The following is a 12,157-nucleotide window of genomic DNA, read 5'->3' as shown; positions in this document are numbered from 1 at the left end:
AGTGAGTTATGGGACAAATACTTGTCCGTAAGATCGACGACGACGTGCTCAAGCGGATCAAAGCCAGAGCTGAGGCCCACGGCCGTTCGACGGAAGCAGAGGTGCGGGAGATACTGAATGAGGCCGTGGCGTCGCCAAAAAAAGCGCGACGGTCGCTTAGCTCTTTCATTGGCTCTGTGCAAAGCAACCGCTCGCAGGCTGAAATCGACGCCTATGTGCGCAGACTTCGCGATGAATGGGATAATTAAGTCCTGCGCTACTATCTCGACACTAATGTGATTATTTCGGCAGCGGAGAGATCGAACTCCTTTGGACCGGCGCAAGTTCTGTTCTTTGCGCATATCGATCAGCGGCGGGTCGAAGTGGTGACAAGCGAGATTACCTTGGCCGAATGTCTTGTGAAGCCATTTGCAGACAAGGACATCTTCGCCGTCGAAACCTACATGGCCTTGCTCGGTGAGCAGCCCAGCCTGCCTGTCGTTCCCATCTCTCGATCGATCCTCTTATCGGCAGCACAATTGCGTGCCGAAACGAAACTTAAGCTACCTGACGCCATACATGTGGCTACTGCAAAGTGGGCCGAATGTTCTGCCTTCGTCACCAATGATCGAGGGATCAAAGAGAGCGACGATCTACGAATTATTATGTGGGATCAGTTAAGCGAGACGGATCTTTCGTAATTTCGCCTATGATAGGGCTCTACTCGGTATGCGCCGTATCTTAGTAGTTTAAGCCCATCATGCACTTTCGAGCTCTGTCGCGCCCCTCAGATAACCACGCTTCAAGTTGCTTCTCCGATAAGAGTTCTATCAACTCACAGAGCGCAATTAGAACGAGGCAATGGCGAATGACAGCGGCCCAACTTATAATGTTGGATAGATCAAACTCCATTGACCAATGGTCGCCATGAAGTATTGTCTGATCTACACCTTGATCCGCTCGCCCTTCGGGTCATAGAAGCTCTGCAGCTGCACCTTGGCGGGATAACGCTTCCAGGCGATCTCGACTTCCCATTTGCCGGCCTCGATCCATTCCTTGCTGACACCGGGGTCGTTCTTCACATAACCCATGCCGAGGGACGCATTGATGCGGTGGCCCCAGGCGCCCGATGTGGTCGAGCCGACGATGACGCCGTCACGATAGATCGGCTCCTCGTGATACATCATCGGCGCCTTGTCGCTGCCGTCGTCGAGCGCCAGGCAGATCATGCGCTTGGGCTGCGCCTTGCGCTCGCGCTGCTTCAATAGAGCGTCCTTGCCGATGAAGCCCGATTTCTTGTCCCAGGCGACGACGAAGCCGAGACCGGCTTCGACCGGCGTGTCCTCATCGGAAATGTCGTGGCCCCAATGGCGATAGGCTTTCTCGACGCGGCAGTTGTTCATCGTGTGCATGCCGGCGAGCGTCAGGCCGAACTCGGCGCCGGCCTCAAGGATGCGCTCGAAGACATGGGCCGCGAATTCGGTCGGGATATATAGCTCCCAGCCGAGCTCGCCGACATAGGTGATGCGGCTGGCGCGCACGCGGGCATAACCGATCTCCATTTCCTTGGACGTCCCGAAAGGGAAGGCGGCGGTGGAGAGGTCCATGCCGGAAAGCTTCTGGAGCAGGGGCCGGCTGTTCGGCCCCATCAGCGCGAACATCGGCAGGCCCGATGTGACGTCGGCCGCGATGCAATGCGCGTCGTCCGGCGTGTGGGCTTTCAGCCAGGCGAAGTCGCGCGTCTGCGGGGCGCAGCCGGTGACGACCATGAACTTGTCGGGGGCGAGGCGCGTGACCGTGAGATCGGCCTCGATGCCGCCGCGCTCGTTGCACCATTGCGTATAGACGATGCGGCCTTCCTCGACGTCGACATCATTGGCTGAGATGCGGTTCAGCACCTTCGCCGCGTCTCTGCCCTGGACGAGATATTTCGAGAAGCTCGACTGGTCGAACATGACGACCTTGGACTGCAGCGCCTTGGCTTCGGCATCGGCATAAGACCACCAGTTCTGGCGGCCGTAGGAGTATTCGTATTTCGGTTCGACGCCGCGCGGCGCATACCAGTTGGGCCGCTCCCAGCCATTGACCTCGCCCATGCAGGCGCCGAGCGCGACGAGCTTGTCGTGAATGGCGGAGCGGCGCACGCCGCGCGCCGTCTCGACCTGACGATAGGGCCAATGCATCGCATAGAGAAGCCCTAAGCTCTCCACGGTGCGGTCATGCACATACTGGCGCACCGACTGGAAGGGATGGATGCGGCGGATATCGACGCCGCTTACATCCATCGGCGGATGGCCGTTCTTGATCCATTGCGACAGGACGAGGCCGGCGCCGCCCGATGACTGGATGCCGATCGAGTTGAAGCCGGTCGCGACATAGAGGTTCTTCAGCTCCGGCGCCTCGCCCAGATAATAGCGGTCGTCCGGCGTGAAGCTTTCGGGGCCGTTGAAGAAGAGGGCGATGCCGGCTTTCTCCAGCAGCGGCACGCGAACCACCGCGTCATTGAGGATGGGCTCGAAGTGATCCATGTCCTCGGGCAGCGTCTCGAAGGAGTGATCTTCCGCGATGCCTTCGGTGCCCCAGGGCTTGGCCACCGGCTCGAAGGCGCCGATCAGCAGCTTGCCGGCGTCTTCCTTGTAATAGGTGCATTCATCCGGCACGCGCACCACCGGCATGTTGCGCGGCAGCTCCTCGATCGGCTCGGTGACGATGTAGAAATGCTCGGCGGCGTGGAGCGGAATATTGACGCCGATGGAGCGGCCAATCTCGCGCGACCACATGCCGGCGGCGATGACGACCTTGTCGGCATGGATGGTGCCGTCGGTGGTCTCGACGCCGACCGCCTTGCCGTCCTTGGTGAGGATGCGGGTGACCTTGCTGTTCTCGAAGATCTTGGCGCCGTTCATGCGGGCGCCGGCGGCCAGCGCCTGGGTCACGTCGATCGGATTGACCTGGCCGTCCTTGGGCAGGAAGACGCCGCCGACGGCGCCGTCGAGATTGTAATGCGGCAGGCGCTCCTTGATCTCACCGACCGACACGACGTTCACTTCAAGACCGAAGCTCTTGGCCATCGAGGCGCCGCGCTTCAGTTCCTCGAAGCGGCCTTCGGTCAAAGCGACCGAGACGGAGCCGTTCTGCTTGAAGCCGGTCGCCTGGCCGGTTTCCTTCTCCAGGCCCTCGAACAGGCCGGTCGTATATTTGGCGAGCTCGGTCAGGTTGCGCGAGGCGCGCAGCTGCCCGACGAGGCCGGCGGCGTGCCAGGTGGTGCCGCAGGTGAGCTGCTTGCGCTCGAGAAGGACGGTGTTCTTTATGCCGAGCTTGGCCAGGTGATAGGCGATGGACGCGCCGACGATGCCGCCCCCGACAATGACGACATCGGCGCGGGCGGGCAGGGACTTTGACATGGAGGGGGACCTTCAGAGAGAGATTCTCGGCACCCTAGAGGAACCGGCGGGGGAGGTGAAGGATCAGAATTTCTCGCTGCGAATGCTTGGAATTCAACAGAAGGGTGGTCTATCTACAGGAGAAAATTGGCCTCGCGTCAGGCCGACGGAGAGGCTGGGAGCATCCATGACCATGCTGGTCGATCATGCGGAGGGAATGCGGATAGCGATCAACAACCCGAATTTGGGCTTCTTCGCCCACCTCACCTGGTATGTTCCGATCCTGACCGTCAGTGCCCAGCGCAATATTCCCGTCGAAATTGCCAGCATCAGTCCGCAATATGTCTCGCCAGAGCGCGGACCGGACTTCGTCGGTTATTTCTTCATCGACCGGGGCGCCGCGCAGCGGACCATCCCGCCGGATTTGCCCTGGACGACGATCCGCACGATCGGTGACGTCGTGGCCGATGATGACGCATTGCAGAGCGGCTTCGAGAACGCGCATCGGGTGTTCTTCGACCGCTATGCCTTTCGGCCCTGGGTCACCAAGGTGCTCGATACGCTGCTGCAAAGCCGGTCGGCCGGCGGCCGGCTGATCGGCATCCACTATCGCGGCACGGACAAGCAAAGCGAGGCGCCCCGCACCGCCTATGCGGACATGCTCGCCATCATCGATCGTGAGCTCGCGCAGTCGCCGGATGCCGATATCTTCCTGGCCACCGACGAGGCTCATTTTGTTCATGCCTGCCGGCTCCGCTACGGCAACCGTCTCTTGTTTCTGCCTGATTTCGCGCGCTCGACGGATGGACAGCCCCTTCACCACAGCCGGAAGCACGACGGGTATCACCTGGGTCGGGACGCGGTGCTGAATTGCGCGATGCTGTCGCGCTGCAATATCGTGATCAAGACGCCGTCGATCCTCTCCGGTTGGGCCAAGATCTTGAATCCCGCTCTGGAAATGTATCTGGTGGCAAGGCCCTTCAGCAATTGCACGTGGTTTCCCGACCGCGCACTCCCGAGCTATCCCGGAAACATCGAAAGTATGACGGAGCCGCGTGGCTGAGCCGCGAATAGGCAATGTCAGGGGACAATGTTCCGGTCCCAAGGGAGTGGATTTTCCGCTTTTCCGCCTTTGATATTTCCACTAGAAAGTGTTCGGAATTCAGAACAGATTGGTTTTTTGCATGTACAAGGGCGATATCACCCCGGCCGAAGCCCATGACCGGCTGACCAAGAACCCCAATGCCGTGCTGATCGACGTGCGCACCGAGCCCGAATGGGCCTTTGTCGGCGTGCCGGCCGTCGACCGGCTGATCCGGCTGTCCTGGCAGTCCTATCCGCAGATGCAGGTCAATGGCGACTTCGCCAAGCAGATCGAGGACAGCGGCATAGCGCCTGACACCGAGATCCTGTGCATCTGCCGTTCGGGTGCGCGCTCGGCCAATGCCGCGGCCGCCCTCACCAAGGCCGGCTTCACCAATTGCTGGAATGTCGCGCAAGGCTTCGAAGGCGACCGCGACGGACTTGGTCATCGCGGCATGGTCGGCGGCTGGAAAGCCGCCGGACTTCCCTGGATCCAGAGCTGAGCCATGAAGAAAGACGTCAAATCCTCATCGCCGTCGCGCTGGGGCGAGAACACCAAGCTGGTGCGCGGCGGCCTCGACCGCTCGCCCCATGGCGAGACCTCGGAAGCGCTCTTCCTCAATTCGGGCTTCGTCTATGACGAGCCGGAAACCGCCGAGAAGCGCTTCGCCGGCGAGGATGACGGCTATGTCTATGGCCGCTACGGCAACCCCACCGTCACCATGTTCGAAGAGCGGCTGCGGCTCCTGGAAGGCGCGGAAGCCTGTTACGCGCTCGCTTCCGGCATGGCGTCGGTCTTCGGCGCGCTCGCCTGCCAGCTCAAGGCCGGCGACCATATCGTTTCCTCCAAGGCGCTGTTCGGCTCCTGCTATCAGGTCATCACCAGCATCCTGCCGCGCTTCGGCATCCGCTTTACGCTGGTCGACGGCTCCGATCTCGATGCCTGGCGCTCGGCGATCACCCCGGACACCAGATGCGTGTTCCTCGAGACGCCGTCCAATCCGACGCTCGAAGTGATCGATCTCGCCGCCGTCTGCGAGATCGCCAAAGCGGCCGGCGCCTCGATCGTGGTCGACAATGTCTTCGCCACGCCGGTCCTGCAGAAGCCCTTGAGCTACGGCGCCGATGTCGTCGTCTATTCCGGCACCAAACATATGGACGGCCAGGGCAGGGTCCTGGGCGGCGCGATCCTTTCGACGCGCAAGTTTAAGGAAGAGCTGCTGAAGCCGTTCCTGCGCCATACCGGTCCGTCGATCTCGCCCTTCAATGCCTGGGTGCTGCTGAAGGGTCTCGAAACACTGAAGCTACGCGTGCTGCATCAGTCGCAGTCGGCGCGTCAGGTCGCCGAGGCGCTTGTCGGCCTCAAGGACATCACCCGGGTGATCTATCCGCATCTCGACAGCCATCCGCAGGCGGACCTCTGCCAGCGCCAGATGGCGGCCGGCGGCACGATGGTGACCTTCGAGGTGACGGGCGGCAAGGAAAAGGCCTTCAACCTCCTGCGCCATCTCCAGCTCGTCGACATCTCCAACAATCTGGGCGATGCCAAATCGCTGATCACCCATCCGGCGACCACGACGCACCGCAATATCGGCGCCGAAGCGCGCGCCGCCATGGGCATCACCGACGGCATGCTGCGCCTGTCGGTCGGCCTCGAAGACGCCGAGGACGTGATCGACGACGTCAAGCAGGCGATCTCCGCCTGATCCCGGAACAGCTGACGGGACCTCCTTATGGCCGGACTTGTCCGGCCATAATCGTTATATGCCCAGCGCGCCGGCGCTGCGCAGGAGGTCGTAGGAGGAGAGGGTGATGACGAGGAGCGCCACGCTGATGGTGATCGGCCGGCGCGGCGCGTGTTTGACCAGAAAGCCCGCCACCGCGGCGGCGGGGAGCCCGCCCAGGATCAACCCGGCGACCGGCATGATGTGGTCGAGCAGGCCTGAGCCTTCGCTCCACATGCCGGTGAGCAAGGTGGTGACGAAAGCGGCGACCACGGCGCAAGTCACCACGAACTCGGCCGCATTGACGGTGCCGATGACGAGGCGCGGCTTGGCGCCGGCGCCGATCAGGCTCGAGGTCACGACCGGTCCCCAGCCACCACCGCCCACCGCGTCGAGAAAGCCGCCGAGGCCGCCCAGAGGGCCGACGAAGCCGCCCGGCATGAACTGACGCTCCTTGCCCTCGCGCCAGCAGCGCCAGAGGATGAGGAGGCCCATGATCAAGAGATAGCCGAAGACATAAGGCCTGATCGTTTTGCCTGAGACCTGGGTGAGGAAGAGGGCGCCGGCGATACCGCCCGCCGAGCCGGCAATCGCCAGGATCAGGAACAGTCGGCGGTCGACATTGCCATGAAACAGATGCGACATGCCGGAAGCTGCGGTGGTGAAGAGCTTGGCCGAATGCACGCTCGCCGAGGTGTGGGCGGGCGGCACGCCGCTCGCCAGCAGCACGACCGAGGAGATGACGCCATATCCCATGCCGAGTGCGCCATCGATCAATTGCGCACCGAAACCGACCAGCAGAAAAATCCAGAACTCGCTGAGATCAGGCATCCGTCATCTCCCCAAAGACAGAAGCGCTTCTATTGGCGCGTGATCGGACGGAAAACCGGCAGCCACTTTTCCTGATCACGCGCTATTCAGCTTATTTCGCAGCGAGCCGGACGGGCTGGCCGTTCAGCGTCCAGTGGATGCCGCATTCTTCTTTCGACTTGCCGGCCCAGCGCCCGGCGCGCGGATTGTCGGTCGAGCCGCCCTTGACCGTGCAGGGCACGCAGCCGATCGAATGATAGCCTTCCGCCACCAGCGGATGCGGCGGCAGGTCATAATGCTCCATATAGGCCTTGAGGTCGGCGGGCGTGAAGCGCGCCAGAGGCTCGATCTTGAGGCGGCCATCGGCTTCCTCGAGCGCCGGTATATTGGTGCGCCCGCCGCCGTGATAACGCTTGCGGCCGGAGATCCAGGCGTCGTAGCCCGACAGCGCTTCCTGCAAAGGCTGCGTCTTGCGGATATTGCAGCACATGTCGGGATCGGTCTTGTGCAGTTCGCCATCGGCATCGAGCAAGCGAACATTATCGGCATCGGGCTTCATGATGCGGATATTGGTCAGGCCGAGAAGATCGACCAGCTTGGAGCGATAGGCGATCGTCTCCCAGAAGAGCTTCTGGGTGTCGAGGAAGATCACCGGGATGTCGCGGTCGATCTGCGCCGCCATGTGCAAAAGCACGGCGGATTCGGCGCCGAAGGACGAGACCAGCGCGATGCGGTCCTTGAAATGCCGCTTCATCAACGGCTCGAGAATATCGATGCCGTCGAAGAAGCTCAGATGCTTGATCAGATGTTCGTACACGGATTATCTACCCGGCATGCGGCTGTTCGAGCCAGGGCTCGGCTTCGCGGTGGCGCTCGCTCCACACGTCGTGCTGGCCCGGGGTGCGATAGAGGCCGCGCTGATAGGCAAGCGACATCTGCCGCGACGCCTTGAGCCAGACCTCGGCGGTGAAGCGGTCGCCGATCTCGAACGAGTCGAAACCGACCTGCAGCATGAACTGCACCTGGTCAGGCAGCACATTGCCGGCGGCACGCAATTCGCGGCCATAGCCGGTCTCGCGGATCTGGCGCGCCAGCGAATAGGCCCGTCCGTCGGTGAAGGACGGGAAGGGCAGCACGATCAGCGCGAGGCGCGGCAGGAACAAAGTGAGCGCCTCGACCCGATCGATATTAGTGAAGATAACGCCGAGCCGGCCGTCATGGTCGGTGAGGCTCTCCCACTCTTTCAGGAGGCGCGCATAGGGAACGACGATGTCGCCGCTGTCGGGCTTCGGATCGTCGAGGCCCAGGGTGATCCAGTCGTCGATGATGATGGAACCGTTCTTAAGCAGCGGCATAGAGCGCCTCCTTGAAAGGTTGCGGGCCTAATCTGCGATAGGCGGCAAGGAACTCCTCGCCCGGCTGGCGACGAGCGAGATAGGTGTTGACGATCTTCTCGATAGCCTCCGGCACGTCTTCGCCGGCGAAACCGGGGCCGAGGATGGTGCCGATCGAAGCGCTGTCGGCGGAAGAGCCGCCGAGCGTGATCTGGTAGAACTCCTCGCCCTTCTTATCGAGGCCGAGAATGCCGATATGGGCGACATGGTGGTGGCCGCAGGCATTGATGCAGCCCGATATGTTGATGCGCAGGGGACCGATCTCGTGCTGACGGTTGAGATCGGCGAATTTGCGCGAGATCGACTGCGCGATCGGGATCGAGCGCGCCGTCGCCAGCGAGCAATAATCGAGGCCGGGGCAGGCGATGATGTCGCCGGCGAGCCCGATATTGGAGGTGGCGAGCTCGGAGGCCTGCAGCACCTTCCAGATGGCGAAGAGATCGTCGCGCTTCACATGCGGCAGCACCAGATTCTGATGATGGCTGACACGGATCTCGTCGAAGCTGTAGCGCTGCGCCAGATCGGCCACGACGCGCATCTGATCGGCCGTCGCATCGCCCGGGATGCCGCCTTCGGGCTTCAGCGAGATGTTGACGATCGCATAGCCGTCGGCGCGATGGGCGGCGATATTGGTGCGCACCCAGTTGGCGAAGTCCTTGTTCTTGGCGCGCGCCTCCTCGAAGGTTGCCGACCAGCGCGGCAGCTTCTCGAATTGCGGTGCGGCGAAATAGGCGGAGATGCGCTGCAATTCGCGCTCTTCGACCTTGGTGTCGGCATGCGGGCGGCGGGCATATTCAGTCTCGACCTCGGCGCGGAACTTCTCCGCGCCGATCTCATGGACGAGGATCTTGATGCGGGCTTTGTATTTGTTGTCGCGCCGGCCGTAGAGATTGTAGACGCGCATGATGGCTTCGAGATAGGCGATCAGCTCATGCTCCGGCAGGAAGTCGCGCACGGTGACGGCGATCACCGGGGTGCGGCCCAGGCCGCCGCCGACCAGGACTTCCCAGCCGCGCTCGCCCCGATCGTTGAGATGCAGTCTGAGGCCGATGTCATGCACCCGGACAGCGGCGCGGTCGTTCGGCGAGCCGGTGACGGCGATCTTGAACTTGCGCGGCAGATAGGAGAATTCGGGATGAAGGCTCGACCACTGGCGCACCAGCTCGCCGATGGGGCGCGGATCGGCGATTTCATCGGCCGCGGCACCCGCCCACTGATCCGTCGTCACATTGCGGATGCAGTTGCCGGAGGTCTGGATGGCATGCATCTCGACCTCGGCGAGCTTGGCCAGGATGTCGGCAGTGTCCTCGAGCTTGATCCAGTTGAACTGCAGGTTCTGACGGGTGGTGAAATGGCCGTAGCCGCGATCCCACTTCTCGGCGATGTAAGCCAGCGTGTTGAGCTTGGCTGAATCGAGCGAGCCATAGGGAACGGCGATCCGCAGCATATAGGCGTGAAGCTGCAGATAGAGGCCGTTCATCAGGCGCAGCGGACGGAACTCGTCCTCGCTGAGCTCACCGGTAAGACGGCGGTTGGCCTGGTCGCGGAATTGCGACACCCGGTCATTGACGAACTGACTGTCGAACTCGTCGTAGCGATACATGTCAAACTCCCTGCAGGGCGGCGAAGTGGCCACCCTTGCCTTCGGCCTGCTTGCCGAGATCCACCCTGACGGTGGGGCCCAGCGACCGGATGCGTTCCTTGATGTGGCTGGCGAAGACGTGGCCGTCGCGACGCTCGGCGTCGAACAGATAAGTGCCGGTCACCAGATTGACGCGCTCGTCGCCCTTGCCGCGCGCTTCGAGCGCAGCCTGGGCCTGCGGCTCGGTGGCGAGCACGGCGCCGTCGATATTCTCGCTCCATTCGCCGGAATGGGTGAGGAAGACGACTTCGCCGTCGCGCAGACGGTTGGCGGTGAGGATCTTGCCCTTTTCGGTTGCGGTAGTCGTCATGACACTGCTCTCAAAACATGCTGCCCGGTTTCGTCGCGGGCGGGGAAGGGAAGGATATCGGCCGAGGTCTTCGCAGGTTTGAGGCCGACATAGATGATGGCGGGACCTTCGACGCCGTTGAGCGTGAGAGTCTCCCACAGCGAGCCGATGCTACACATCATCACCCGCTCATTGGCGAGCGTACCGTTCTCGACGACCGTCACCGGCGTTGCATGGTCGATGCCGGCGTCGAGCAGCTCGGCGGAGATATCGCCGGCGGCGTTGACGCCCATATAGATGGCGAAGGCCTGGCCGGGTTTGGCGAGCGCCTTCCAGTCCTGATCGGCGAGGCCGTCTTCGGCGGTGCCGGTCAAAAGCGTGATCGACCGGTTCTGGCCGCGCTGCGTCAGCGGCAGGCCAACCGAGGCGGCGCAGCCAAGTGCTGCGGTGATGCCGGGAACGACATCGACGGCAATGCCTTGCGCGATAAGGGCGGCCTGCTCCTCGCCGCCGCGGCCGAAGATATAAGGATCGCCACCCTTCAGGCGCACGACATGACGGCCGGCCTTCGCCTCGCGGATCAGGATCGTATTGATCTCCGACTGCTTGGGCGAGGGCTCGAACGGCTTCTTGCCGACCGGAATACGTACCGCATCACGGCGCGCCAGCTCGAGAATGCCGGGGCCGATGAGGCGGTCATAAACGATGACGTCGGCTTCCTGCAGCTTGCGCTGCGCCTTGAGGGTGAGGAGCTCCGGATCGCCCGGGCCGGCTCCCACGAGCGAGACGCGGCCAACCGACGGGGAGGAGTCATCGATGAGCGCAGCCTCGAGCTCGCGGGAATAGTTTTTCGCATCGCCGGCGAGGAAGGACTCGCGGATCGATCCGAAGAAGAAACGTTGCCAGAAGGAGCGGCGGCGATTGCCATGCGGCACCCGCTCGGCGACGTGATCGCGCAGGCCGCTCGCGGCGGTGGCGAGTGAGCCTAAAGTCTGCGGCAGCAGCGCCTCGATGCGGCTGCGCAGGCCCATGCCGAGCACCGGCGCCGTGCCTTCGGTGCCGATCGCCACCACGACCGGATCGCGATCGACGATCGAGGGTGTGATGAAGGTCGACAAAGCGGCATCATCGACCGCATTGACCGGGATGCCGCGCGCACGCGCCGCGGCGGAGACGTCCGCGTGCAGATCGTCGTCGGACGAATAAACGAGAGCCGCATCATCGAGAAGAGCGGGCGCGAAATGCTTCGCAACCCAGGCGAGGCGGCCTTCCTTCAGATAGGACTTGAGCTCCTCATGGAGCACCGGCGCGATAAGCTCGATCCTGGCCTTCGTCTTCAGGAGAAGGCGCGCTTTGCGCAAAGCCTCCTCGCCGCCGCCGACGATGATCGCCTTGCGGTTGTCGAGATCGAGAAAGAGAGGGAAGTAACGCATGTCACATCTCCTCAAGCCTGGGGTACAAGCTTGACTGCGAGCCCGTCGAGATCGGGCGTGTAGATGATCTGGCAAGAAAGTCTGGACGTCGGGGTCAGGATCGGCACCTCGTCCAGCATGGCTTCTTCCTCGTCGCGCGCCGGATGAAGCTTCGGAACCCATTTGGCGCAGACTTCGACATGGCAGGTAGCGCAGGCGCAGGCGCCGCCGCACAGGCCGCCGACTTCAAAGCCGTGCTCGCGGATGATCTCCATGATCCGCCAGCCTTCCACCGCATCGAGCTCGTGGTCCTTGCCGTCCAGATCGGTTATGCGAATGACGCCCATTAGTCTTACCGTTCGTTCATCAGCACGCTCGGTTTGCGGGACATAGCGCGCTTTCAGCCTTGAGATTCCTGTTGATTCTCTGGGGAATCTGGCG

At 62.4% G+C, this 12,157-nt stretch carries 13 protein-coding genes; 5 read left to right on the top strand and 8 right to left on the bottom strand.

What is annotated here, in order from left to right:
• Positions 1 to 8: 8 nt before the first annotated feature.
• Entirely contained in the window at positions 9 to 248 is a 240-nt protein-coding gene (locus tag JHL16_RS10860; protein ID WP_200184836.1) for a FitA-like ribbon-helix-helix domain-containing protein, read from the top strand.
• Positions 249 to 251: 3 nt separating this feature from the next.
• The gene (locus JHL16_RS10855; protein WP_246770915.1) at positions 252 to 680 is read left to right on the top strand and encodes a type II toxin-antitoxin system VapC family toxin; all 429 of its coding nucleotides are present in this window, start codon (positions 252 to 254) and stop codon (positions 678 to 680) included.
• A 243-nt stretch (positions 681 to 923) separates the two neighbouring features.
• Here the strand turns inward: JHL16_RS10855 and JHL16_RS10850 are convergent, their stop codons facing one another.
• Entirely contained in the window at positions 924 to 3,383 is a 2,460-nt protein-coding gene (locus JHL16_RS10850; protein ID WP_200184834.1) for a GcvT family protein, read from the bottom strand.
• Between the two features lie 166 nt (positions 3,384 to 3,549).
• Here JHL16_RS10850 and JHL16_RS10845 point away from each other — a divergent pair, with 166 nt between their 5' ends.
• The 3 genes from JHL16_RS10845 (at position 3,550) to metZ (ending at position 6,151) form a co-directional block, all read left to right on the top strand.
• Complete coding sequence (locus tag JHL16_RS10845) at positions 3,550 to 4,425, top strand: nodulation protein NodZ (protein ID WP_200184833.1); 876 nt, start codon at positions 3,550 to 3,552, stop codon at positions 4,423 to 4,425.
• A gap of 121 nt (positions 4,426 to 4,546) precedes the next feature.
• Positions 4,547 to 4,948 (top strand): rhodanese-like domain-containing protein, encoded by a 402-nt coding sequence (locus JHL16_RS10840; protein ID WP_200184832.1) that lies wholly within the window; start codon positions 4,547 to 4,549, stop codon positions 4,946 to 4,948.
• Between the two features lie 3 nt (positions 4,949 to 4,951).
• Positions 4,952 to 6,151, top strand: coding sequence for an O-succinylhomoserine sulfhydrylase (gene metZ, locus JHL16_RS10835; RefSeq protein ID WP_200184831.1), 1,200 nt, complete (start codon positions 4,952 to 4,954; stop codon positions 6,149 to 6,151).
• Positions 6,152 to 6,205: 54 nt separating this feature from the next.
• On the opposite strand, the gene JHL16_RS10830 is transcribed toward metZ, so the two are convergent.
• The 7 genes from JHL16_RS10830 to JHL16_RS10800 all read right to left on the bottom strand — a co-directional run bounded on the left by JHL16_RS10830 (position 6,206) and on the right by JHL16_RS10800 (position 12,063).
• Positions 6,206 to 7,000, bottom strand: coding sequence for a sulfite exporter TauE/SafE family protein (locus JHL16_RS10830; RefSeq protein WP_200184830.1), 795 nt, complete (start codon positions 6,998 to 7,000; stop codon positions 6,206 to 6,208).
• 91 nt (positions 7,001 to 7,091) lie between these two features.
• Positions 7,092 to 7,796, bottom strand: coding sequence for a phosphoadenylyl-sulfate reductase (locus JHL16_RS10825; RefSeq protein WP_200184829.1), 705 nt, complete (start codon positions 7,794 to 7,796; stop codon positions 7,092 to 7,094).
• 7 nt (positions 7,797 to 7,803) lie between these two features.
• Positions 7,804 to 8,334: a DUF934 domain-containing protein gene (locus JHL16_RS10820; RefSeq protein ID WP_137857760.1), complete on the bottom strand. Its 531-nt coding sequence runs from the start codon at positions 8,332 to 8,334 to the stop codon at positions 7,804 to 7,806.
• Positions 8,321 to 9,976, bottom strand: coding sequence for a nitrite/sulfite reductase (locus JHL16_RS10815; RefSeq protein ID WP_200184828.1), 1,656 nt, complete (start codon positions 9,974 to 9,976; stop codon positions 8,321 to 8,323). The genes JHL16_RS10820 and JHL16_RS10815 overlap by 14 nt, the downstream gene beginning before the upstream one ends.
• Position 9,977: 1 nt before the next feature.
• A complete protein-coding gene (locus JHL16_RS10810) occupies positions 9,978 to 10,325 on the bottom strand; it encodes a DUF2849 domain-containing protein (protein WP_200184827.1) in 348 nt (115 codons plus the stop codon).
• The gene (gene cysG, locus JHL16_RS10805) at positions 10,322 to 11,737 is read right to left on the bottom strand and encodes a siroheme synthase CysG (RefSeq protein WP_200184826.1); all 1,416 of its coding nucleotides are present in this window, start codon (positions 11,735 to 11,737) and stop codon (positions 10,322 to 10,324) included. Before cysG ends, JHL16_RS10810 begins: the two co-directional genes overlap by 4 nt.
• Positions 11,738 to 11,748: 11 nt before the next feature.
• Entirely contained in the window at positions 11,749 to 12,063 is a 315-nt protein-coding gene (locus tag JHL16_RS10800; protein WP_137857756.1) for a 2Fe-2S iron-sulfur cluster-binding protein, read from the bottom strand.
• Between the last annotated feature and the right edge of the window lie 94 nt (positions 12,064 to 12,157).

It is taken from the genome of Taklimakanibacter albus (genome assembly GCF_016595235.1).
In the GTDB taxonomy this organism is placed as follows: Bacteria; Pseudomonadota; Alphaproteobacteria; order Rhizobiales; family Aestuariivirgaceae; genus Taklimakanibacter; species Taklimakanibacter albus.
Note: the sequence above shows the minus strand (reverse complement) of the source record. Positions and strands in the feature narration are given on the sequence as shown.

Excerpts from the sequence above, each read along its gene's own strand:
- JHL16_RS10860 (WP_200184836.1), top strand. The coding sequence starts at position 9 with ATGGGACAAATACTTGTCCGTAAGATCGACGACGACGTGCTCAAGCGG.
- JHL16_RS10850 (WP_200184834.1), bottom strand. The coding sequence starts at position 3,383 with ATGTCAAAGTCCCTGCCCGCCCGCGCCGATGTCGTCATTGTCGGGGGC.
- JHL16_RS10845 (WP_200184833.1), top strand. The coding sequence starts at position 3,550 with ATGACCATGCTGGTCGATCATGCGGAGGGAATGCGGATAGCGATCAAC.
- JHL16_RS10840 (WP_200184832.1), top strand. The coding sequence starts at position 4,547 with ATGTACAAGGGCGATATCACCCCGGCCGAAGCCCATGACCGGCTGACC.
- metZ (WP_200184831.1), top strand. The coding sequence starts at position 4,952 with ATGAAGAAAGACGTCAAATCCTCATCGCCGTCGCGCTGGGGCGAGAAC.
- JHL16_RS10830 (WP_200184830.1), bottom strand. The coding sequence starts at position 7,000 with ATGCCTGATCTCAGCGAGTTCTGGATTTTTCTGCTGGTCGGTTTCGGT.
- JHL16_RS10820 (WP_137857760.1), bottom strand. The coding sequence starts at position 8,334 with ATGCCGCTGCTTAAGAACGGTTCCATCATCATCGACGACTGGATCACC.
- JHL16_RS10815 (WP_200184828.1), bottom strand. The coding sequence starts at position 9,976 with ATGTATCGCTACGACGAGTTCGACAGTCAGTTCGTCAATGACCGGGTG.
- JHL16_RS10810 (WP_200184827.1), bottom strand. The coding sequence starts at position 10,325 with ATGACGACTACCGCAACCGAAAAGGGCAAGATCCTCACCGCCAACCGT.
- cysG (WP_200184826.1), bottom strand. The coding sequence starts at position 11,737 with ATGCGTTACTTCCCTCTCTTTCTCGATCTCGACAACCGCAAGGCGATC.
- JHL16_RS10800 (WP_137857756.1), bottom strand. The coding sequence starts at position 12,063 with ATGGGCGTCATTCGCATAACCGATCTGGACGGCAAGGACCACGAGCTC.